This is a genomic window from Azonexus hydrophilus (assembly GCF_001956855.1).
Lineage (GTDB): Bacteria > Pseudomonadota > Gammaproteobacteria > Burkholderiales > Rhodocyclaceae > Azonexus > Azonexus hydrophilus_A.
Genome location: NZ_MTHD01000001.1, coordinates 388,213 through 410,747, shown reverse-complemented (window position 1 = coordinate 410,747; position 22,535 = coordinate 388,213). Strand labels below are relative to the sequence as shown.

Genomic DNA, 22,535 nt, shown 5'->3' with positions numbered 1-22,535 from the left:
CCCCGTTAGACGCGGTCGATGATCTTCTCGCCGAACAGCCCTTGCGGACGGAACAGCAGGAAGACGAGGGCCAGCATGTAGGCAAACCAGATTTCGATGCCACCGCCGACATAGGGACCGAGGTAGACCTCGGAGAGCTTTTCGCCGACACCAATGATCAGGCCGCCGACGATGGCGCCCGGGACCGAGGTCAGGCCGCCGAGGATGACGACCGGCAGGGCTCGCATGGCGACGGTCGCCAGCGAGAACTGGACGCCCAGCTTGGAGCCCCAGATGATGCCGGCGACCAGCGCGACCAGGCCGGCAACGAACCAGACGATGACCCAGGTGCGATTGAGCGGGATGCCGATCGACTGGGCGGCCTGATGGTCGTCGGCCACTGCCCGCAGCGCCCGGCCGACCGGTGTCTTCTGGAAGAAGATGGTGAGTACGGCGACCAGGATGGCGGCGATCAGCGCGGCAATGAAGTCCTCCTTGTTGATCATGATGCCGCCTTCGAACAGCGACTCGAACATGATCACCGGGTCCTTCGGCATGCCGACGTTGATCGGATAAACCTCGCTGCCGAAGATCGTCTGGCCGATGCCTTCCAGCACGTAGGCGATGCCCAGCGTCGCCATCAGCAAGGTCGCTCCTTCCTGGTTGACCAGGTTGCGCAGCACCAGGCGCTCGATGGCCCAGGCCGCAATGAACATCACGACACCGGCCGCAAAAAAGGCGATGACGTTGGCCAGGAACAGGTTGTCACCACCCAATGCGATGTTCGCCCATTCGGAAAAGCGTGCCATCGCCAGCGCAGCGAACAGCACCATCGCGCCCTGGGCAAAATTGAATACTCCGGAAGCCTTGAAAATGAGCACGAAGCCCAATGCCACCAGGGAGTACAGCATGCCGGCCATGAGGCCGCCAATCAGTGTTTCAACGAAAAATCCCATGATCTGCTCCGCTTAGTGTCCGGCGCCCAGGTAGGCCTTGATGACTTCGGGACTGGCACGTACTTCGTCCGGTACGCCGTCACCGATCTTCTTGCCGTAGTCGAGTACGACCACGCGGTCGGAAATATCCATGACCACGCCCATGTCGTGCTCGATGAGCACGATGGTGGTGCCGAACTGGTCATTGACGTCGAGGATGAAGCGGCACATGTCCTGCTTTTCCTCGACGTTCATGCCGGCCATCGGCTCGTCAAGCAGCAGGATCTGCGGTTCCATGGCCAACGCCCGACCGAGGTCGACGCGCTTTTGCAGGCCATAGGGCAGGCGGCCGACCGGCGTCTTGCGGATGTGCTGGATTTCGAGGAAGTCGATGATTTCCTCGACTTTCTTGCGATGCTCGATTTCTTCCTTCTGCGCCGGACCAAGCCACAGGGCCTGGAGCAGCAGATTGCTTTTGATCTTCAGGTTGCGCCCGGTCATGATGTTGTCGAGCACGCTCATGCCCTTGAACAGCGCGATATTCTGGAAGGTACGGGCAATCCCGGTGCTCGCCGCCATGTGCGGCTCCATCTTCTTCCGCTCCTTGCCGCGGTACATGATCTTTCCGTCCTGCGGGTGATAGACACCGTTGATGACGTTGAGCATCGAACTCTTGCCCGCCCCGTTGGGGCCGATGATCGCCCGCACTTCATGCTCGCGGACGTCGAAGGAAATATCGGTCAGTGCATTGACGCCACCGAAACGCAGCGAAATGTTCTGCAGATCGAGGATGACGTCGCCAATTTTTCTGCTCACGTTCTGTTCTCCTTACGCCGTCTTGCCAGCGACCGGGAAGGTCCTGGCGTCGACGATCTTCAAGTCGGCTGATACCTTGCCGCGGCGTCCATCCTCGAACTTGACCTCGGTTTCGATGAACTGCGAGGCTTTGCCCTCGTACAGCGCATCGATCAGCACCTTGTATTTATCCGAAACGAAATTGCGCCGCACCTTGCGCGTACGCGTCAGTTCGTCGTCATCGGGATCGAGCTCCTTGTGCAGCACCAGGAAACGATGTACCTGCGAGTCGGCGACCATGACGTCGCCAGCCAGCGCCTCGTTGACCTCTTCCAGACATTCGCGGATCAGTTCGAGCACCTGCGGCTTGGTCGCCAGGTCGGTATAGCCGGCGTAGGCGATGCCGCGCCGCTCGGCCCAGTTGCCGACGGCGCCGACATCGATGTTGATGAAGGCACAGACCATGTCGCGATTGCTGCCGAAGCAGACGGCTTCCTTGATGAACTGGAAGAACTTCAGCTTGTTTTCGATGTAGTTCGGCGCGAACATGCCGCCGTTCGACAGCTTGCCGACATCCTTGGCGCGGTCAATGATCTTCAGCTGGCCGTCGGCGTCGAGGAAGCCGGCGTCGCCGGTCAGGAAATAACCGTCGGCATTGATCGACTCGGCCGTGGCATCCGGGCGCTTGTAGTAGCCCTTGAGCAGCATCGGCCCCTTGACCAGCACCTCGCCGTTATCGGCAATCTTGATCTCGACGCCCGGCGCCGGTGCGCCAACGGTATCGGACTTGACGTGGCCATCGGGCTGCAGGCAGACGTAGGCACAGGTTTCGGTCTGACCGTAAAGCTGCTTGAGATTGATGCCGATCGAACGGTAGAAGCTGAACAGCTCCGGCCCGATCGCTGCGCCGGCGGTATAGGCGACGCGGATGCGGTTCATGCCGAGCACGTTGCGCAGCGGGCCGTAGATCAGCAGGTTGCCGAGCCAGTACTGCAGCCGATCGGCACCGGAAACCGGCTTGCCGTCGAGAATGTCGGCACCGCAGCGCTTGGCCACCGCCATGAAGTGGTGAAACAGCTTCTGCTTGATCTTGCCTGCATCTTCCATGCGGATCATCACCGAGGTCAGCAAGCCTTCGAACACCCGCGGCGGGGCGAAGTAATAGGTCGGCCCGATCTCGCGCAGGTCGGTCATCACCGTCTCGCCGGATTCCGGGCAGTTGATGGTGAAGCCGGCGACCGTGGCCTGGGCGAAGGAGAACAGATGGTCGCCGACCCAAGCCATCGGCAGGTAGGAAAGGATGTCCTCGTCGGCCGTCAGCCGGTCGACCTCGATGCCGCCGCGGGCGGCGGCGATGAAGGAGGCGTGCGTCTGGCAGACGCCCTTGGGCTTGCCGGTGGTGCCTGAGGTGTAGAGCATCACCGAGACATCGTCGAAATGCCCCTGTTCGATCTCGCCATTGAGGAAGTCCGGATGGTTGCGGTCGTGAATGCGGCCCATCTCCATCAGTTCATGCACGTCATGCAGGAAGGTCTGGGTGTAATGGCGCATGCCGCGAGGATCGTCATAGACGATGTGTTCGAGGGCCGGCAACTGATCCTTGATTTCCAGCAGCTTGTCGACCTGCTCCTGATCCTCGACCAGCGCGAAACGCACTTCGGCATCCTGCAGCACGAACAGCATTTCACCGGCCACCGCATCCTGGTAGAGCGGCACCGGCACGCCACCGACACTCTGGGCAGCCGCCATCATCATGTACAGGTGTGGCCGGTTGTCACCGATGATCGCCAGGTTGTCGCCGCGCTTGAAACCCAGCGCCGACAGGCCGCAAGCCAGCGCACGGACACGGTCGGCGACATCCGACCAGGTCCAGGTCTGCCAGATACCCAGCGACTTCTCGCGGATCGCCGGGGCATCGGGACGGGTTATTGCATGATGCAAGATCAGCCGCGGGAAGGTGTGCAAACCATCCAGCGCGGCGTAGTTCGCCTGCGTGGGCATATATTTGTCTCCTCTTGCCGCGCTTCTGGGTAACGCGGTCTAACGTTCGTTTGAAGCATTGTGGGTGTTACTGCCAGGCCCGTAAACCTTGCGGTGCACCAAGCCCTACGCCCACATTTGCAGTCCAGTGTAGGGACAAGGGCGTCGTATAATTGTCATTGAGCAGACAATCCAGGAAAAAAATGAAAAACGCTGAGGAGCTGCTGCGAACCTCGCAGTGGGGACAGGCGCTGAGCGAAGAGGAGATGCAGCGGGCGCTGGCCGGCACGATGGAGCGCAGCTACGCCGCGGGCGCCTTCATCTGCATGAAGGGCGAACCGGTATCGCACTGGATGGGCATCGTGGACGGCCTGGGCAAAATGGCCAGCCACTGGACCAGCGGCAAGACCACGTCGTTGACCGGCATCAGTACTGGCGGCTGGTTCGGCGAAGGCTCGCTGCTCAAGGAAGAGCCGCGCCGTTACGACGTCATGGCGATCCGTGAAACGCGCGTCGCTTTCATGAACCGCGCCACCTTCCTGTGGCTGCTCGATCACAGCATTCCCTTCAACCGCTACATGATCGCGCAGTTGAACGAACGCCTCGGCCAGTTCATCGGCATGATGGAAAACGAGCGCATGCTCGACATCGACACGCGCATTGCCCGCGTTCTCGCGGCGCTGTTCAACCCGGTGCTGTACCCGGGCACCAACCGCCTGCTGCAGATTTCCCAGGAAGAACTCGGCTACCTCGCTGGCGTCTCGCGCCAGCGCGCCAACCAGGGATTGAAGGTGCTGGAGGAGGCTGGCCTGGTGCGCAGCGAATACGGCGGCATCAACGTCATCGATCTCGACGGACTGCGCAGCTTCGGCGACTGATTTATTGCGGTCGACCGGCGTCGACCGCAATAATCCGCTTCACTTCACGTAACCCCAGCCCTTCAGGCGGCTGTAGGCATACTCGGCCGCCTTGCCCTGGCGATTGTTGCGCAGGAAACCCGCGTACTGGCTGGCCGCATCCTGGCGGCGCCCCATACCCTCGAGCGCGACGCCCTTGAGGAAACCGACGCCAGCGTCACCGGGCAGCATCCGGTCGTAGCGATCGAGGCCGGCATAGGCGGCAGCCGGGTCTTTCAGCCCCAGCGCCAGCACGCCGGACAGCTTGTGCGCCTGCGCTTCCTGCGGATAGATCTTCTTCGCCGCTTCGGCGTAGCCCAGCGCCTCGCGATCCTTGTCCTGCGCCTGCAGGCACTGCGCCATCAGCACATTGGCTGCGTAATCACGCGGCGTCTTCTGCAGCGCCGCGCGGTATTCACCCTCGGCCTTGCCGTACTGCTTGCCGGCCATCGCCACCTCGCCGTTCTGGCAGGCAGTAATGGTCGGCTTGATGCGGCGCATGCTGGCGGTGCTATCCATGAAACGCTCGCGCCCAACATCGCGTTTCAGGGTCGATGCGTATTTCGTTTCGGCGAGGCGTTGCGCGGTATCGCGCCGCTCGCGATTCATCGGATGCGTCGAGAACATGGTCTGCAGCAGCCCCGGCTCTTCCTTTTGCTGATTGACCAGCAGCTGGTGCAGGCCGGTCATGCCGCTGGCCGGATAACCGGCCCGGACCATGTATTCCTGGCCCAGCTCATCGGCTTCACGCTCGTTGTCGCGGGAATAGCTGGAGAGCATCGCGCTGGCGCCGAGCTGGCTGCCGATGGCGACCAGGCCGCCCCACTCGCTGCCGGAAGCGGCAATGTTGGCCCCCATCACCGCCACCTGCGCGACCATCGCCTGGCCCTGGCGCTGCGCCGCGTGGCGGGCATTGACATGGCCCATCTCGTGACCAAGCAGCGCCGCCAGTTCGGCTTCGTTGTTCAGGTCGACCAGGATGCCGCGGGTGACGCCCATGGCGCCGCCGGGAAAGGTGTAGGCATTGACGTAATTGGCGTTGAGCACGCGGTAGGAATACGGCATCTGCGGCCGATGCGTCAGCTTGTCGAGGCGCTGGCCGACCGAACTCAGGTAATTGTTGACCTGGGCATCCTGGACCGGGCCGAGATCCTGGGAAAACTGCTGTGGCGCCACCTGCTGGTCGACGGCCTTTTCCTGCGCTTCGCTCATGCCGACCAGGATCGACTTGCCGCCGACCGGCGACTGGGCACAGCCGGACAGGGCCGCTGCACCGAACAGCCAGAGCACCTGGCGACGGGTCACACAATTGCGTTGCAGGCTGGCGGCGAGTTCGTCGTACTCATGCATGGCGATTTCCTTGGCTGTTATGCGACAAGCACCGATTGTCCGGCAAAAGGGGCAGCGGAGAAAGTGCTGGATTCCTGCGGTCGACCGCAGGAATCAGGGAAAATTCAGCGCTCGGCCGACAACCAGCGCCACAGCGCCGCGTACAGGATGTCCGGATCGACCGGTTTGCCGACATGATCGTTCATTCCGGCAGCAAGACAGGCCTGGCGATCCTCGTCGAAGGCATTGGCCGTCATCGCCAGAATCGGCAACTGCGCCTTGCCCGGCAGAAGACGGATGGCACGCGTCGCCTCCAGCCCGCCCATCACCGGCATCTGCATGTCCATCAGCACCAGCGCATAATCGCCCGTCGCCACCTTGCGCACCGCCTCGCTGCCGTCCTCGGCGGTATCGACAAGCAGTCCGGCAAGCTCCAGCAAATCGACCGCCACTTCCCGGCTGATCGGCTCGTCCTCGACCAGCAACACCCGCTTGCCGGCATGCAGGCCGGCAATCTGCACCTCCAGCGCCGGCACCCCACCGTTGTCGTGCCACACCTGCGGCGCGGGATCAACCGGATCGACACAGAAGCGCATCCAGAAACGACTGCCCTCACCCGGCCGGCTATCGACGCCGACTTCGCCGTCCATCATTTCCGCCAGATGCCGGTTGATCGCCAGCCCGAGCCCGCTGCCGCCATATTTGCGCGTCGTCGACCCGTCAGCCTGGACGAAGGCGGTGAACAGCCGGGCCTGCTCGGCCTCGCTCAGACCGATCCCCTCGTCCTCGACCACCATGCGCAGGCAGACGCGTTCACCGACATCCGGCAACCGTTCGAGGGCAATGCGGATTTCACCGCGATCCGAGAACTTGATGGCATTGCCGACAAAATTGACCAGCGCCTGCTCGATACGCAAGGCGTCGCCGAGCAGACGGACAGGCACTGCCGGATCGATGCGCAAGCTCAGACGCAAGCCCTTGGCTGCGGCGCGTTCGTCGAGCATGTCGAGCGACTTGTCAAACAGCGCCTGCGGGGAAAACTCCACCGCCTCCAGCCCGAACTGACCGGCCTCAATCTTCGACAGGTCGAGAATGCTGTTGATGATCCCCAGCAGATGCTGGGCAGCATCGCCGATCTTGCCCAGACGGATGCGTCGGCCATCGTCCACCTCATCGCGCCGCAACAGGTGGGTCAGGCCGATGATGGCATTCATCGGCGTCCGGATTTCATGACTCATGTTGGCCAGGAAGGCACTTTTTGCCCGGCTGGCAGCCTCTGCCGCATCCCGGGCCTCGGCCAGTTCGGCAGTACGCAGGCTGACCTGGGTTTCCAGTTGCTGCCGGTGCTCCTCGAGCGCAGCCTCCGCCTGTCGGCGGGCAGCCACGTATTCCAGGAAGAAACGTCGCGTCCACCGGGAAAACAGCAGCGAAGCGATGACCCCGACAACCAACATGCCCAGCAGGACAATCAGCAATTCGTTCCAGTTCGACAATCCGGCATCGGTATTGCGGCGCAACTCCTCGGCCATCGCCGAATGTACCTCGTCGTCGTACATCGTCGCGATGACGATCCAGCCCCAGGGCTCAACGATCCGGACCTGGGCTGTTTTCGACTCGAAGGCACCGGTCGCCGGATTGCGCCAGTCGTAACGGACGAACGCCCCCTCCGGCGTTGCCGCAGCAACGATCCGATCGACTGAAACGCGTTGCTCCGGCGTCAACTCGGTCACCGACCGCCCCTCGATTTCAGGGATGGCAGGCGACAACAGCCCGACCCCGTTGCGATCGATGACCCCGATGTAGCCGCTGCTGCCGAAACGCAGGGCGCGCAGGCGGGCCAGCGCCGCCTGCTGCTGCAAGGCATCCCATTGATAGAGATAGTCACCGGTCCCGATCAGCCAGTCGTAGGGCGCAAAATACCGGACATAGGCCAGCTTGTCGGCCATTTCCTGCGGCCTGTCCGGCATGTACCAGCGATAGCGGGAAAACCCCTCGCCGCGGGGTTTGCCGGCAGCCTCGATCAGGCCGCGCATGATGTAATGACCGGTATCGTCCCGGTTGTCCAGATTGGTCGTTCCTTCCAGTTGTGGCGCGGTTGGCAACAGGACGAACTGCCCCTGCATGTCATCGATGAAGTAATAACCGCGACCGTCATAGAAGCGCGCCGAGCGCAGGGACTCGACGATCAGCCGCTTGACCTCGGCCGGTGGCCGCCGTCCCGATTCGCGGGCATGCACTGCCTCGACGATCTGGAAGGCGGTATCGACCTGGGCCACCAGACTGCGGCGCAGGACCTCCTCGGTTCGCTGGCGGGTGAAATCGATGAAACTGACGGCACTGTCCATTTCCGCCTGCAGACGGTTGCGAACCTGCTGGCTGGCCAGCTGCTCGATCCGCTGCAGCGATGCCTGGCCTTCGCTGAGATGTTTCCAGGACAGAAAACCGCCCAGCCCCAGCGCCAGCAAAACGACGATGAGCAAGGTACCGGCCAGATGGACCCTGGGTATGGTTTTTTCGTTGGCAACAAAGGGCACGGCCGGACAACCTCAATAGCACATAGGCTTAAAATCTATCACGAAAGTCATAGTTGCAGCAGATAAAGCAACGGCGAGGCAGATCGCCTCGCCGTGCTGTCGCGTCGACGCCCGGAACGGGGAATCATCCGTGCTGCGGCCCCCGGCTCATACCCGGAAGCGGCGCACGCTTTCCTTGAGGGTATGCGAAAGACTGACTAGGACGCCAGAGCGTCGGCTCGATTCGGACGATGCTGCGTGCGTCTGGTCGATACCCTGCGCAATCATCTCGACACGCTGGGCAATGTCAGTACTGGCGGCCGTCTGTTCACGCAGCGATTCGGCAATCGATTCGATGGTCTTGCCGACACGGACCGATGACTGGTCCATGCTGTCGACCGCGCTACGCACCTCCTCCGTCCGGCTGGCACCAGCCAGCGCGCGCTCCTTGGCTGATGACATGGTGGCGAAGGCGGCATCGGTCGTTTGCCGGACACCACTGACGATCACCGAAATCTCCTGGGTCGACTTCGTGGTCAGTTCTGCCAGCTTGCGCACCTCATCGGCAACCACGGCAAATCCGCGCCCCTGCTCACCGGCTCTTGCCGCTTCGATCGCCGCATTCAGGGCGAGCAGGTTGGTCTGGTCTGCAATATCGCGAATGGTCTTGACGATGCCGGTGATGTCGGCAACCCGGGCCGACAGTTCATCCATCGTCGCTGCTGCGTCAGACATGCCGGCAGCGACCTGATGGATGATCTCGGTGGCGTTGGAGACCACATCGAGGCTGTTGTGCGCCTGATGTTCCGACTGTTCAGACAATCGTCCGGCGTCATTGGCATTTTCCGACATGACTCCGATGCTGACGGTGAATTCCTCCACTGCAGCGGCGATGGCGGAGGTTGCCGTACTTTGTTCCTCGGCCGTTTTCGCCAGGCGCGAGGCATCCGCCAGCATCGATTCGCTCTCCTGTACGACCGAATCAGCGCTTTTGACGGTATCGGCGATCAACTGGCGGATCTGGCTTTGCATGGCCTGCATCGCAGCAACGATACTGGTACTGTCTCCAGGCAGAACCTGCAGCCTTTCAGTCAGGTCACCCTGGGCAATCCGGTTGAGTGCTGCAGCCGTAGCCACTGGCTCGCCACCAACCTGACGGTAGATGCCACGCCCGACCAGAACGATGATCGCGGCCACCGCGAACAAGCTGACAATACCAAGGATGATCGCCAGCTTGCCGGAACGCTCGAGACCGGAGACCAGCGCCACCCGATCCTTTTCAGCTTCGCTTTCAGCCAGTTTGCCGATTTCCAGCAGATCGTCGCGGACCTTTCGCCAGGCTGGTGTTTCCTGCTCCACCAGCAGCGCCTGAGACTCATCCCTGTTGCCGGCCTTGACCAGTTCGATGACCTTGCTCTGCAAGGGCTGCCACTGTTCGACATTGGCTTTCAGACGCGTCGCGATGTTCTGTGTTTCGCTGTTTGCGGCAAGCAGGGGAAGCAATTTGTCGATTTCCCGGGTGAACACTTCATGCGCCTTGTCGAAGTTGTCGTAGGCGGTCTTCCTGCCCGGATCGAGCAAAATATTGCGGATCGCCTGACCTTTCTGCAGACCATTGGCGTAGGCGAGCGTCGCCGTATGGCGGGTAGCGATCCGTTGATCAACGAAGCTGACGAAAATGCCTTCACTGCTGACAGTGAACATGATCGAAGAGATTGCCAGTATGCCCATACCGAGAGCTGCGGCAATGCCAAGCAGCCACAGACGCCCTTTGAGTGACAGATTCGCCAACATGATTCCCCCTGTTGCATCTGGCTTCGCCAGATTCTGAAAATTACGATGGTAGCCTAAAGCACTATCAAGATTGCGTTGTCGCAAGACAAGCGCATGGCAAACCGAACGACAGACTTCCAGCCCTCATGACATGAAAACGGCGAGGTACATAGCCTCGCCGTGTTGTCGCTCCTCCGCCCTGACGGGTCCGGGATGGTTTGCTGTTCCCCTTTCGGGGGCTTGCTTACATGCTTCTGCGGTACTGACCGCCAACTTCGTAGAGCGCGCTGCTGATCTGACCGAGCGAGCAATATTTCACCGCATCGACCAGCACGGCGAAGACGTTGCCATCCTCGATCACCGTCTGCTTCAGCTTCTCCAGCATGGCCGGTGCCTGGTCGGCGTTACGGGCCTGGAAGTCGCGCAGGCGCTGGATCTGTCCCTGCTTTTCTTCTTCGGTCGAACGCGCCAGTTCGATTTCCTGCTGCGCCATGCCCTTCGGATTCAGGAAGGTATTTACGCCGATGATCGGGTACGAGCCGTCGTGCTTCTTGTGCTCGTAATACATCGACTCTTCCTGGATCTTGCCGCGCTGGTAGCCGGTTTCCATGGCCCCGAGCACGCCGCCGCGCGAGGCGATGGCTTCGAATTCCTTGAGCACTGCCTCTTCGACGAGGTCGGTCAGTTCGTCGATGACGAAGGCGCCCTGGCTGGGGTTTTCGTTCTTGGCAACGCCCCATTCGCGGTTGATGATGAGCTGGATGGCCATCGCGCGGCGCACGGACTCCTCGGTCGGCGTGGTGATCGCTTCGTCGTAGGCGTTGGTGTGCAGGCTGTTGCAGTTGTCGTAGATGGCGATCAGCGCCTGCAACGTCGTGCGGATGTCGTTGAAGTCCATTTCCTGCGCGTGCAGCGAACGACCGGAAGTCTGGATGTGGTACTTCAACTTCTGGCTGCGTTCGTTGGCGCCGTACTTGTTCTTCATCGCCACCGCCCAGATACGGCGGGCGACGCGGCCGATGACCGAGTATTCCGGGTCCATGCCGTTGGAGAAGAAGAACGACAGATTCGGCGCGAAATCGTCGATGTGCATGCCGCGCGCCAGGTAGCTTTCCACGTAGGTGAAGCCGTTGGACAGCGTGAAGGCGAGCTGGCTGATCGGGTTGGCGCCGGCTTCGGCGATGTGGTAGCCAGAGATCGAGACCGAGTAGAAGTTCTGCACCTGGTTATGGACGAAGAACTCCTGGATGTCGCCCATCATCTTCAGCGCGAATTCGGTGCTGAAGATGCAGGTGTTCTGGCCCTGGTCTTCCTTGAGGATGTCGGCCTGAACAGTGCCGCGCACGGACTTCAGCACCCATTCGCGAATCTTCTCGGCTTCGTCTTCGGTGGGCTGGCGACCGTTGTCCTTTTCGAACTTGGCCAGTTGCTGGTCGATCGCGGTATTGAAGAAACAGGCCAGGATGATCGGCGCCGGGCCGTTGATCGTCATAGACACCGAGGTGGTCGGGCAGACCAGGTCGAAGCCGTCGTAGAGCACCTTCATGTCGTCGAGCGTGGCAATCGAGACGCCGGAATTGCCGATCTTGCCGTAGATGTCCGGGCGCTCGTCGGGGTCGCAGCCGTACAGCGTCACCGAGTCGAAAGCCGTCGACAGGCGGTGTGCCGGCATGCCTTCGGAAACGCGCTTGAAGCGGCGGTTGGTGCGGAAGGCATCGCCTTCGCCGGCGAACATCCGGGTCGGATCCTCGCCCTCGCGCTTGAAGGCGAAGACGCCGGCAGTGTAGGGGAAGGAGCCGGGGACGTTTTCCTTCATCAGGAAGCGCAGAATCTCGCCGTCATCGGTGAAGGTCGGCAGGATCACCTTGCGGATTTTCGTGCCGGACAGCGACTGGCTGGTCAGCTGGGTACGGATTTCCTTGTCGCGGATCTTCACGACGTATTCGTCGCCGCTGTAGGCTTCGACAGTCTGCGGCCACATGTCGAGCAGCTTCTTCGCCTTCGGGTCCTGCTGGCTGTCCTTGAACGCGGCCATTTCGTCAAAATCTGCGGTCGACTTGTCGCAGGCGGCAAAAATGCCCTTGGCGATGCGCAGCGACTGACGTTCGCGGGCAATCTTCACCTGTTCGCCGGTATGCGCGTGGTAACCGCGGACGGCGTCGGCAATTTCGGCCAGGTAGCGCACGCGCTGGGCCGGCACGATGGCGCGCTGGCTGGACGACTGCTTGACGGTGACCAGCGGCAGCTTGCCGGCAGCCAGTTTCAGGCCGCGTTCGCTCAGCGCCGGCACCAGCGCCTGATACAGCGCGGTGACGCCATCGTCGTTGAAGCGGGCGGCCTGGGTGCCGAACACCGGCATGTCTTCGGTCGGCGTCATGAAGGCTTCGCGGTTGCGCTGGTACTGCTTGCGCACGTCGCGCAGCGCATCCTCGGCACCTTTACGGTCGAACTTGTTGATGGCGACGAAATCGGCGAAGTCGAGCATGTCGATCTTCTCGAGCTGGCTGGCAGCGCCGAACTCCGGCGTCATCACGTACAGCGACAGATCGACGTAGGGCACGATGGCGGCGTTGCCCTGACCGATGCCGGAAGTTTCGACGATGACCAGATCGAAACCGGCCAGCTTGCAGGCGGCGATGACCTCGGGCAGCGCGGCGGAGATTTCGCTGCCGGTATCGCGGGTGGCCAGCGAGCGCATGAAGATGTTCGGATGCTCGATCGCGTTCATCCGGATGCGGTCGCCGAGCAATGCGCCACCGGTGCGCTTGCGCGACGGATCGATGGAGACGATGCCGATGTTCACCGTATCGCCCTGGTCAAGACGGAAGCGGCGGACGATTTCGTCGGTCAGCGACGACTTGCCGGCGCCACCGGTGCCGGTGATGCCGAGCACGGGAATCGTCATTTCGGCGGCAGCCTTGAGCAGCGGCTCCTTCAATTGCGGCGCCGAACCGTTTTCGAGCAGCGTGATGACCCGCGCCAGCAGCCGGCGATCACCGGCACGCAGGCCGGCCAGCACCTGCTCGGCACTGGGCACGCCCTGGTCGGCGACATCGTAGTCGGAGTGTTCGACGACTTCGTTGATCATCCCCTGCAGGCCCATCTGCACGCCGTCTTCCGGCGCGTAGATGCGGGTCACGCCGTAAGCGTGCAGTTCCTTGATCTCGGACGGCACGATGACGCCACCGCCGCCGCCGAAGACCTTGATATGCTCGCCGCCGTTGGCCTTGAGCAAGTCGATCATGTACTTGAAGAATTCGACGTGGCCGCCCTGGTAGCTGGTGATGCAGATGCCCTGCGCGTCTTCCTGCAGCGCCGCATTGACGATTTCCTGCACCGAGCGGTTATGGCCGAGGTGGATGACCTCGGAACCGGTCGACTGCAGAATCCGCCGCATGATGTTGATCGATGCGTCGTGGCCGTCAAACAGCGAGGCGGCGGTGACAAAACGCACTTTGTTCTTCGGCTTGTAGGGAAGCAGCTTCTTGGCAACGGAAAGATCGGTCATGACGGCAACCTCGGCAATGCGGATGGAAAGGGCTTCATCTTAGGCCGCTTTCCCCCTCGCACCATTGTGGGGATTGACGTCGATCGTGCAAATTCCGCCAAGGTGATAAGCTGTTGCGGTCAACCTTCCAGAAGCAGCAATAATGCTGCAGCGCAACATGCAAACCGCCGGAAACCGAACGCAAGCTACTGTCGCAATGGGATTTGTCACCGGCATGCTGGCCGGCCTGCAGCGGCGCAAGATTGATCCGCAGGCGCTACTTGCCAGCAGCGGCATCGATATTGCAGACACCGCCAGAAGGATTCCCGTTGCCAGCTATGCCAAGCTGTACAACCTGCTCAACCGCGAACTCGATGATGAAGGTTTTGGCCTCTTCGCCCAGCCGATGCGGGTCGGCAGTTTCGAATTCCTCTGTCGTGGCTGCCTGTCGGCACCGACGCTGGCCGAAGCGCTGCAGCGCGCCTGCCGCTTCCTGCATGTCGTACTGCCCGATCTCGCCGTCAGCGTGCGCCGTTCGCACGGCCACGCCGAACTGGTCATCAGCGAAACGCGCAAGCTGTCCGACAACCCCGACGATCCCGGTCGCATCTTCGCCTTCGAGTGGCTGCTGCGCCTGCTGCACGGGCTTTCGTGCTGGCTTGCCGGACGCGGCCTGGCACTCGACAGCGTCATCTTCCCTTACCGCAAACCGGCGCATTTTGCCGATTACGCACTGATCTTCACCGAGGATTCCCGCTTCGCGCCGACCGTGCCCGGCGGCACCGGAACGCTGGTCGCCGCCTTCAACGCCAATCTGCTCGAACTGCCAATCCGCCGCGACGAAGCAGCGCTGAACAGCTTTCTCGACGGCGCCCCGGGCAAGATCACGACGCTGTACCGGCGCGACCGGGAAATGGTCACCCGTGTCCGCGACCTGCTGCGCGCAGCCCTCCCGGAAACCCTCAGCCTGGACGACATTGCCGGGCAGTTGTACCTGTCACCGCGCACCGTCCACCGCCGGCTGGAAGAGGAAGGCTCAAGCTTTCGCAGCATCAAGGATGCGCTGCGCCGCGACATGGCGCTCGCCCGCCTGGCCAAGACCCGCGATCCGATCGCCCGGGTCGCTGCCGATCTCGGTTACGCCGACACATCGGCCTTCTACCGGGCCTTCGTCGAATGGACTGGAATGGCCCCGGCCCATTACCGGCGCCAGTGGGAGGCACGGCAGCACTGAAAATACAATTTTCAGGAAACAGTATGGCGAGACATTGCCCGAATCCCCGCTCTGCGCCACAATCCCCTTAATTACTCCATGGATACTGCCATGCCAGCACTGTTTCGCCTTACGGGCATCCTGCGTCGAGCAGCACTGCTCTGCCTGCTGGCAGCCACACACACCATCGCCGCCGAGCCGCTCCCGTTGAAACTCGGCATCATGCCGTTCAACAGTCCGCTGGCACTGATCAAGACCCACCAGCCTTTGACCGCGCACCTTGAACGGGCGCTGGGCAGGAAAATCATTGTCCATACCTCACCCGATTACTTCACCCACATCAACCAGTTGCTCGCCGGCGATTTCGACCTGGCCATCACCGGGCCACACTTCGGTGCCATGGCTGCAGACAAGGACATGCTGCTGCTTTACCGTTACGCCATCGAACTGCAGCCGATTTTCGTCGTCCGCACCGATTCGGCCATCCACACGGCCGCCGATCTGCGTGGCAAGACCCTGGCACTGTCGAGCCGACTGTCGATTGCCTCGATCGGTGGCGTCAAATGGCTGCAGGATCACGGTTTCCTGCTCGCCCGCGATTTTCGCGTCGTCGAATACAACTCCCATGGAGCCGCAGTCGCGGCCGTCACTGCCGGCGAGGCCGACGCCGCGATCACCACGCACACACCGCTGCGTCAGATTCCCGAGGACATCCGGGCCCGCACCCGCCTGCTGGGCAGCGACATCAACGTCCCCCACGTAATGACGCTGGCCCACGCCCGCCTGGGCAGCCGCGATATCGAACGCATCCGCAAGGCACTGGCGGAGTTCCCGCTGACACCAGCCGGCCAGGCCTTTTTCCGCGATACCGGCTACCGGGGTTATGTTGCCGTCTCGCCGGATGACCTGGAAAAACTCCGCCCCTTCATCGACCTGACCGTCCGGATGATGAGGTAGATGCCTTGAAACTCCCGGCCTTCACCCGCAGTCTGCGCTTCCGCCTGTTGATCGCCAGTCTGGCGATCGAGATCTTGGTGCTGACCATCCTGATCGGCAACGGCCTGCGCCTGATCGACCAGCGCCTGAGCGAACAGACCTTGCGCCACCAGGAAACCATCCAGCAAGCCTACAAGGTCGCCGTTGCGGTACCGCTGGCCACGCGCGACTACGCCACCCTGCGCGACATCCTCGATGGCTGGCAGCAGAACGAGGAAATCGAGTACCTGGTGCTGAGCGATCCGCAGGGACACCGCCTGGCCAGCAGCCGCTGGCCGGAAACCCAGGCCCTGCCTGAACCCGGCAGCGATGTCCGGGACGATGGCATCCTGCATACGCGCTTTCCCATTGAAATCTACGGTCAACACTATGGCGAACTGCAATATGGCCTGTCGCTGAAATTTCTTGCCGAGGCGCGCAGGGAACTGTTGCTGCAGGGCGTCTTGATTGCTCTCGCCGGCATATTGCTGACTGCACTCGTGCTTTTTGCCGTCGGCTACTGGCTGACCCGCCACCTGACGACACTGGCCGCCGCCAGCAGCCGCATCGCCGCCGGCGATTTCCGGGCCCCCCTCCCGCTGACCGGCACCGACGAAATCGGTGAACTCAGCCAGAACTTCTCGGTCATGGCCCGCGCCATCGAGGCCCGGGTCGACGAACTGGCCACCCACCTCGCCCGTCAGCACTCGATCCTGGAAGCCCTGGGTGAGGGCGTCTTCGGTCTGGATGCCGAACAGCGCTGCATCTTCGTCAACCCGACCGCCTGCGAATTGCTGGGCTACAGTGCCGAAGAAATCCTTGCCGCCGACATCCACGCGCTGTTTCATCACAGCCGCCACGACGGTACGCCCTACCCGAGCTGCGAATGCCCCGTGCACAAGACGAGCATGGACGGCATCCGGCGCAGTGGTGACGAGTGGTTCTGGCGCAAGGACGGCAGTTGCTTTCCGGTGATCGTGACCATCAATCCCCTGTGGCGGGAGGGAGAACACTGCGGCTCGGTAGTGGCCTTCCGCGACATTACCGACATCCACCTGGCCACTGCCGCACTTCGTGACAGCAACGCCCGTCTCTCCAGCTTCATCGACGCCCTGCCTGACAGCGTCGTGCTCAAGGACGGCCAGGGTCGCTGGCAACAGATCAACCCGGCGGCAGAAAAGGTACTCGGACTGCGAAACTTTCCCTGGCTGGGCAAGAGCAATCGGGAACTGGCCAGCGAGCGGCCGGCTTATCGGGCCTTCCACGAAAATGCCGCGATCACCGATGAAAAAGCCTGGCGCACCGGCAGTATTGCGCACAGCATCGAATACCTGAATGCCGGCAACGAGGCGCAACGCATCTGCGACGTCCGGAAAATCCCGTTGTTCACCGAGGATGGCGCACGCCTCGCCCTGATGGTGATCGCCCGCGACGTCACGGAAGCACGACAGACCGAAGCCGAACTGGCGCATTACCGCCAACACCTGGAAGAACTCGTTGTCCGCCGCACCGGCGAACTGGAAATTGCCAAGGAAGCCGCAGAAAGCGCCAATATCGCGAAGAGCGCCTTCCTCGCCAACATGAGCCATGAAATCCGTACGCCGTTGAATGCGATCACCGGCATGGCGCACCTGATCCGCCGCGCCGGACTCACGGAAGAACAGAACCTGCGCCTGGAAAAGCTGGAGACTGCAAGTACCCACCTGCTGGAAATCATCAATGCGGTACTCGACCTGTCCAAGATCGAAGCCGGGAAATTCACGCTGGAAGACCTGCCGCTGAACGTCGACAGTCTCTTCAGCAACATTGTCTCGATGCTGCAGTCTCGCGCCGACAGCAAGGGCATCCGTCTGCTGGTCGAACACCCGGGGCTGCCGGACTGCCTGCACGGGGACCCCACCCGGCTGCAACAAGCCCTGCTCAACTACGCCACCAACGCCGTCAAATTTACAGAGCAAGGCAGCGTCCGCCTGTCAGCCGAGCTCAAGGAAAGCGACGAACACTCGGTACTGCTGCGCTTCACGGTCACCGACACCGGCATCGGCATCGATCCGGATGCGCTGGGGCGGCTGTTTTCGGCATTTGAACAAGCCGACAACACGACCACCCGTAAATACGGCGGCACCGGCCTCGGTCTGGCCATCACCCGCAAGCTGGCGGAGTTGATGGGCGGACAGGCAGGCGCCGATAGCGTCCCGGGTCACGGCAGCACCTTCTGGTTCACCGCTCGCCTGCGCCGCGACAAGGCTGCCGGCAATGGCGCAGCACCGGAACATAGCGTACTGGCCGCAAGCACGCTGTCTTCGCGCCAGCACCGCGTACTGCTCGCCGAAGATGAGCCGATCAACCGCGAAATCACCCAGATACTGCTCGACGAAATCGGCCTGCATGCCGATTGCGCCGAAGATGGCCGCGAGGCCCTGCGCATGGCGTCAGCCCAGAGCTACGACCTGATCCTGATGGACATGCAGATGCCGAACATGGACGGACTGGAAGCCACCCGGCGCATTCGCGAATTGCCGGGCTATGCCAATACGCCCATCCTGGCAATGACGGCAAATGCCTTCGTTGAGGATAAAGCGCGCTGCTTCGAGGCCGGCATGAACGATTTCATTGCCAAGCCGGTTCGGCCGGAAGACCTGTTCGCCACGCTCGACAAGTGGCTGGCTTCGCCCGCGCTCCATTGATTGGCGCCGACTCTGGATGTCCAGGATCCGGCTCCAAGCCTTTATCAGGCAACGGCCAAGCCTTCGCGGATCGCATAGCGAGTCAACTCGACCACCGAATGCAAGCCCAGCTTTTCCTTGATGTTCCTGCGGTGCACCTCGACCGTTGTCGCTGCGATGCCCAGTTCCTGGGCGATCTGCGTACTGCGCATGCCCCTGGCCAGCAGGCGCAGCACTTGCTGTTCGCGCGGACTGAGCACACTGCGCGGCGGCGTGTCTTTCTGGACAACCCCCTGCATTACGCTGTTCTGGGCATCGGAAGACATGTAGCGCTCACCGAGCGCCACCGCCCGGATGGCTGCCACCAGTTCATCCGCGCCGGCTGACTTGACGACATAGGCAGCCGCCCCAGCCTTGAGCATTTCCTCGACAAACATCCGGTCTGCGTAACCTGACAGGGCGACGATCCCCAACGCCGGGAAACTCTGTTTCAGTTCCTTTGCCACTTCGATGCCATTCATGTCCGGCAGGGCGATGTCCAGGATCAGGACATCCGGCCGGGTCGCTGTGACTGCAGCCAGCGTTTCAGCCCCAGAGCCCGCCTCACCGACCAGCAGGATGTCTGCAACAGAACTCAATGACAGTTTCAGGGCTTCCCGAAACATCTTGTGATCATCGGCAAGCACTATCGTGATCGGTTTCATCAATCCGTCTCCCATCGTTGCGGGATGCTCAGGGTCACTTCGCTACCTTCTCCCGGCACCGAGCGATAGCGGGTTTGCCCGTTCAGGTAAGCGATCCGCTCGCGAATGCTGGACAGGCCAAACCCCCCGCCAGCCGCTGCCGCCGCGTCAAGATCGGGACAGCCCTTGCCCGAATCACGGACATGCAACACCCATGAGGCTTCATTTGAGGTCAACTCGACCTGAGCCTCCGAACACGCGGCATGCTTGGCGACATTGACCAGCAGTTCCCGGGCGCAGCGAAACAATATGAATGCCTGAACCGGCGCAAATTGTTTGGGCAAGCCATCGTCAAGCACCTGGATGTCGATTCCGTAGGCATCCCCGAACTCCGCCGCCAGCCAGTAAAGCGCAGGCACCAGCCCGAGACGTTCGAGTACCGGCGGACTGAGCTGGGCCGTCAGCGAGCGAACCCGCGAACTCGCATCACGAACCAGGTGATCGATCTGACGGACCAGACTCTCGCCGTCTTCAGTTGTCTGCTGTGGCATCAGCATTTCCAGCTTGATCTTGACGACGTGCAGCAGTTGCCCGAGATCGTCGTGCAGATCCCTGGCGATTACCTGGCGCTCCTTTTCTTCCGCCAGGGTCATGTCGACCGCAAGTTTTCGCAACTGCTCGGTGCGTTCCGCCACCCGCTGCTCCAGTTGTTCCGTCGCCAGTCTGGCTTGCGCTTCGGCAGCCTTGCGCTCGGAGATATCCCGGGCTACCGACTGGATTTCCAGCAGCTTGCCTGCCGCATCGAAAAAACCGCGATTGACGAACTGCATCCAGCGCAGTTCACCAGAAGCCGCAAAGACCCTGTTCTCAACCGTCACGACCGGACAATCCCGGGACAAGCGGGTCAGCGCCTGTTCAATCATCGGCAGATCATCCGGATGGGTAACCGGGTGCCAGCGACGCCCGATCAGCTCGGTTCGCTTTCTGCCGAAGAAACGGCAGTAGGCTTCATTGACGAACAGGAAGCCACCATCGGCGCGCAAGCGGGAAATCAGTTCCGTCTGATCCTCCAGCACGGCCCGGTAACGCGCCTCACTGACCTGCAGGCGACGCTCCGTCTCCTTGATCACGGTCACATCGGAAACCAGGACATAAAATCCGCACACTTCGCCGTTGACGACGTCCGGAATGTAGTTGGTCAGTGAATGCCGCATGTGCCGGCCGTCGGGCGACGGAATCTCCCGTTCGAACAACTGCGCCTCACCCCGCAACACCGCCTCGATGTACGGTAGATTTGCCAGATAACGCTCTTCCCCGATCACCTCACGGATATGCTTTCCCGGCAACGTTGCCGGATCCAGACCAAACCACGCACGATAGTGCATTGTTGGCAAAACCGTTACGCAATTCACGGTTCCAGTAACCGATCTTTGCCGGAACATTGTCGAGAATGCTCTGCAGCTGTTGTTCGCGCCGGTGCGGATGCTCGTGCGTTTCGACCTGGCGCTGGAAGTCACCAGGCTGATGGCGCGAAATCTCTGCAGTCATGCTTCGCTTCAGGCGACGGTCAACACGCTCTCGTCCCAGACAGGATGTTTCTGGTAGCCGACCAGATTGGCCACGGTCGCGGCGATATTCGACAAGCCACAGGTTTCCGTCTGCTGCAGCCCAAGCCTGCCGCCCGTCGCTGCATCGAACAGGATCAGCGGCACCGGGTTGAGCGTGTGCGCGGTCTTGGCCTTGAACGAACCATCCGGGTTCTGCGCCGGCTGTCTGGTTTTCTTGTCCAGCTCGAACATTTCGTCGGCGTTGCCGTGATCGGCCGTGATCAACGCTACCCCGCCGGCAGCTTCGACGGCCTGCAACAAGCGGCCGAGCGCCAGATCGACGGCTTCGACAGCCATCGTCGCGGCGCGGAAGTTACCGGTATGGCCGACCATGTCGCCGTTGGCGAAATTGCAGCGGAGCAGCTTGTAGCTGCCTGACTGGATTGCCGCGATCATCGCATCGGCGATTTCGGCAGCCTTCATCCACGGCCGCTGCTCGAACGGGACGACGTCGCTCGGCACTTCCTGCCAGGTTTCGCCGGCGAACTTGCCGGAGCGGTTGCCGTTCCAGAAATAGGTGACGTGACCGAATTTCTGCGTTTCGGAGCAGGCGAACTGGGCCAGCCCCATCTTGCTGAACCACTCGCCGGAAGTGTCACGGATCGCCGGCGGCGCCACCAGGAAACGCTTCGGCAACTGCAGGTCGCCGTCGTACTGGAGCATGCCGGCAAAAGTGACCTGCGGATGGCGGACGCGGTCGAAGCGGTCGAAATCGGCTTCCACGAAGGCGCGGGTGATTTCGATCGCGCGGTCGCCGCGGAAGTTGAAGAAGACAACCGAGTCGCCATCCTCGATGGTGCCGATCGGCTGGCCATCGTCGGCGATGACGAATGCCGGCAGATCCTGGTCGATCGTCCCCGGATTTTGCTCGCGCAGGCCGTTGACCGCAGCAGTCGCATTGGCGAACTGCGGCCCCTGACCGAGCACGTGCGTCTTCCAGCCCCTGTCGACCATCGCCCAGTTGGCATCGTAGCGATCCATCGTGATGTACTGGCGACCGCCACCGGAGGCGATGCGGGCATCGAAACCGGCGGTCGATTGTTCGGCGAGGAAGGCTTCGAAGGGCACAACGTAGTCGAGCGCACTGGTTTCCGGCACATCGCGACCATCGAGCAGCGCATGAATGCGCACGCAGGCAACGCCTTCCGCCTTGGCACGCAGCACCATGGCCTTCAGGTGATCGATGTGGCTATGCACGTTGCCGTCGGAAAACAGGCCGATGAAGTGGATCACACCGCGCCCGGCCTTCGCACCGGCAACGATCTGCTGCCAGGCTTCGCCGGCCCATATGGCACCGTCGGCAATCGCATCGGCAACCAGCGCCGCCCCCTGGCTATAGACCTGGCCGGCCCCGATGGCATTGTGGCCGACTTCGGAATTGCCCATGTCGTCGTCGGACGGCATGCCGACGGCCGTACCGTGGGCACGCAACCGGATATTCGGACAGCTGGCGAAGAGACGGTCGAGATTGGGCTTCTGCGCGGCGGCAATGGCACTGCCGACGTCGCTTTTCGGCAAGCCATAGCCGTCCATGACGATAACGACGACCGGACCGGTAACGCCGGGGAAGGAAGAGAGTTTTTGCAGCATGGGCGTTCCTGCGAAAAAATGAGCCGGGCGTGCCATTCAGCAACCGGCCGAGCAGTTGCTGAATGGCACAGAAAAGTTGCACATTTTAACCGTTAGCGCTTGCCTCGACAGAAA

Annotated in this window: 15 protein-coding genes; 4 read left to right on the top strand and 11 right to left on the bottom strand. The window is 61.8% G+C overall.

What is annotated here, in order from left to right; all coding sequences use genetic code 11:
• Positions 1-5: 5 nt before the first annotated feature.
• The 3 genes from BJN45_RS01930 to BJN45_RS01920 are packed head-to-tail and all read right to left on the bottom strand — an operon-like array spanning position 6 to position 3,710.
• Entirely contained in the window at positions 6-935 is a 930-nt protein-coding gene (locus tag BJN45_RS01930) for a branched-chain amino acid ABC transporter permease (protein WP_076091516.1), read from the bottom strand.
• A 12-nt stretch (positions 936-947) separates the two neighbouring features.
• Positions 948-1,730, bottom strand: coding sequence for an ABC transporter ATP-binding protein (locus tag BJN45_RS01925; RefSeq protein WP_076091514.1), 783 nt, complete (start codon positions 1,728-1,730; stop codon positions 948-950).
• A gap of 12 nt (positions 1,731-1,742) precedes the next feature.
• Entirely contained in the window at positions 1,743-3,710 is a 1,968-nt protein-coding gene (locus tag BJN45_RS01920) for an AMP-dependent synthetase/ligase (RefSeq protein ID WP_076091512.1), read from the bottom strand.
• Between the two features lie 182 nt (positions 3,711-3,892).
• Between BJN45_RS01920 and BJN45_RS01915 the strand changes: the two genes are divergently transcribed.
• Complete coding sequence (locus BJN45_RS01915; RefSeq protein ID WP_076091510.1) at positions 3,893-4,567, top strand: Crp/Fnr family transcriptional regulator; 675 nt, start codon at positions 3,893-3,895, stop codon at positions 4,565-4,567.
• Positions 4,568-4,606: 39 nt separating this feature from the next.
• On the opposite strand, the gene BJN45_RS01910 is transcribed toward BJN45_RS01915, so the two are convergent.
• From BJN45_RS01910 to icmF, 4 genes are all read right to left on the bottom strand, one after another.
• Positions 4,607-5,935 (bottom strand): M48 family metalloprotease, encoded by a 1,329-nt coding sequence (locus tag BJN45_RS01910; RefSeq protein WP_076091508.1) that lies wholly within the window; start codon positions 5,933-5,935, stop codon positions 4,607-4,609.
• A 104-nt stretch (positions 5,936-6,039) separates the two neighbouring features.
• Positions 6,040-8,448, bottom strand: a complete 2,409-nt coding sequence (locus BJN45_RS01905; RefSeq protein ID WP_076091506.1) for a cache domain-containing protein — start codon at positions 8,446-8,448, stop codon at positions 6,040-6,042.
• 147 nt (positions 8,449-8,595) lie between these two features.
• Complete coding sequence (locus BJN45_RS01900; protein WP_076091504.1) at positions 8,596-10,221, bottom strand: methyl-accepting chemotaxis protein; 1,626 nt, start codon at positions 10,219-10,221, stop codon at positions 8,596-8,598.
• Between the two features lie 223 nt (positions 10,222-10,444).
• A complete protein-coding gene (gene icmF, locus BJN45_RS01895) occupies positions 10,445-13,708 on the bottom strand; it encodes a fused isobutyryl-CoA mutase/GTPase IcmF (RefSeq protein ID WP_076091502.1) in 3,264 nt (1,087 codons plus the stop codon).
• A 196-nt stretch (positions 13,709-13,904) separates the two neighbouring features.
• Here icmF and BJN45_RS01890 point away from each other — a divergent pair, with 196 nt between their 5' ends.
• The 3 genes from BJN45_RS01890 (at position 13,905) to BJN45_RS01880 (ending at position 18,562) form a co-directional block, all read left to right on the top strand.
• Positions 13,905-14,921 carry an AraC family transcriptional regulator gene (locus tag BJN45_RS01890; protein WP_240494474.1) on the top strand — a complete coding sequence of 339 codons (1,017 nt, stop codon included), beginning with the start codon at positions 13,905-13,907 and terminating at the stop codon, positions 14,919-14,921.
• 90 nt (positions 14,922-15,011) lie between these two features.
• On the top strand, positions 15,012-15,857 hold the full coding sequence (locus BJN45_RS01885) for a phosphate/phosphite/phosphonate ABC transporter substrate-binding protein (RefSeq protein ID WP_170873008.1): 846 nt from the start codon (positions 15,012-15,014) through the stop codon (positions 15,855-15,857).
• 5 nt (positions 15,858-15,862) lie between these two features.
• Positions 15,863-18,562 carry a response regulator gene (locus tag BJN45_RS01880; RefSeq protein WP_076091496.1) on the top strand — a complete coding sequence of 900 codons (2,700 nt, stop codon included), beginning with the start codon at positions 15,863-15,865 and terminating at the stop codon, positions 18,560-18,562.
• 44 nt (positions 18,563-18,606) lie between these two features.
• Here the strand turns inward: BJN45_RS01880 and BJN45_RS01875 are convergent, their stop codons facing one another.
• From BJN45_RS01875 to gpmI, 4 genes are read right to left on the bottom strand one after another with little or no spacing between them, the layout of a single operon-like run.
• A complete protein-coding gene (locus BJN45_RS01875; protein ID WP_076091494.1) occupies positions 18,607-19,245 on the bottom strand; it encodes a response regulator in 639 nt (212 codons plus the stop codon).
• Positions 19,245-20,570: a PAS domain-containing sensor histidine kinase gene (locus tag BJN45_RS01870; protein ID WP_170873007.1), complete on the bottom strand. Its 1,326-nt coding sequence runs from the start codon at positions 20,568-20,570 to the stop codon at positions 19,245-19,247. Before BJN45_RS01870 ends, BJN45_RS01875 begins: the two co-directional genes overlap by 1 nt.
• Complete coding sequence (locus BJN45_RS17735; protein WP_170873006.1) at positions 20,548-20,772, bottom strand: hypothetical protein; 225 nt, start codon at positions 20,770-20,772, stop codon at positions 20,548-20,550. The genes BJN45_RS01870 and BJN45_RS17735 overlap by 23 nt, the downstream gene beginning before the upstream one ends.
• 8 nt (positions 20,773-20,780) lie before the next feature.
• The gene (gpmI, locus tag BJN45_RS01865; RefSeq protein ID WP_076091490.1) at positions 20,781-22,421 is read right to left on the bottom strand and encodes a 2,3-bisphosphoglycerate-independent phosphoglycerate mutase; all 1,641 of its coding nucleotides are present in this window, start codon (positions 22,419-22,421) and stop codon (positions 20,781-20,783) included.
• Positions 22,422-22,535: the final 114 nt, after the last annotated feature.